The sequence below is a fragment of the Pseudomonas sp. PDM25 genome, from assembly GCF_019219045.1.
Classification (GTDB): Bacteria; Pseudomonadota; Gammaproteobacteria; order Pseudomonadales; family Pseudomonadaceae; genus Aquipseudomonas.
In genome coordinates this window covers 1-654 of record NZ_JAHUWL010000057.1, presented here as the reverse complement: position 1 = coordinate 654, position 654 = coordinate 1, and the positions used below count along the sequence as shown (strand labels likewise).

Here is a 654-nt window from a genome sequence, read left to right as displayed (position 1 = left end):
CCAGTGCCGAACAGTTGCGTGCTCTTCTTGGGGCGGCAAAGTATCGGAAATCATGTACAATCGTCCAATGCATACTTGAGCAGTGATTAATGTGTTGGACGACTTAATTGATCTGAGGCGAATTCGGCACCTGGTCATACTGGCTGACGAACTCAACTTTTCACGTGCGGCGATCCGAGCCAGCCTCTCTCAGACTGCCTTCAGTCGTAGCGTTCAATCACTCGAAAGGGATTTGAACTTACGCTTGTTCGATCGCACTACCCGTTCTGTGCAACTCACCGCGGTTGGTAGGCAACTGCTGGCACGCGCACGCGCACTGCTCGATATGGCTGACCATCTAACTGTTGAGGCGGACTGCCTAGCCACCGCAGAAGGGGGCGAGCTGAAGTTCGGGGCCAGCCTTATGGTCTCAAGTGGGATTCTTCACGATGTAATGAACACGCTACGGTCGCGCAGTCCCGCTGCAAGGCTGGACATCGTGGTCAATCATGGCCAACACCTATGCCAGCTCCTGGTAGCCGGCGACCTCGAGTTTTTTATCGCCAACGCGGATGTATGGGCGAATGACATCAGGTTCGCAATTACCCCGTTAACCCCGAGACCTGCATCGATTTTCTGTAGCGCCAACCATCCACTTGTGCGCAAGAAACAACC

Annotated in this window: 1 protein-coding gene and 1 pseudogene; both read left to right on the top strand. The window is 54.1% G+C overall.

The window, feature by feature from the left end; all coding sequences use genetic code 11:
- Positions 1 to 82: 82 nt before the first annotated feature.
- A pseudogene (locus KW848_RS32725) lies at positions 83 to 232 on the top strand (LysR family transcriptional regulator); the annotation flags it as partial.
- A 12-nt stretch (positions 233 to 244) separates the two neighbouring features.
- Positions 245 to 654 (top strand): LysR family transcriptional regulator (locus KW848_RS31280; protein WP_256365349.1); only part of this gene is annotated, 410 nt, incomplete at its 3' end.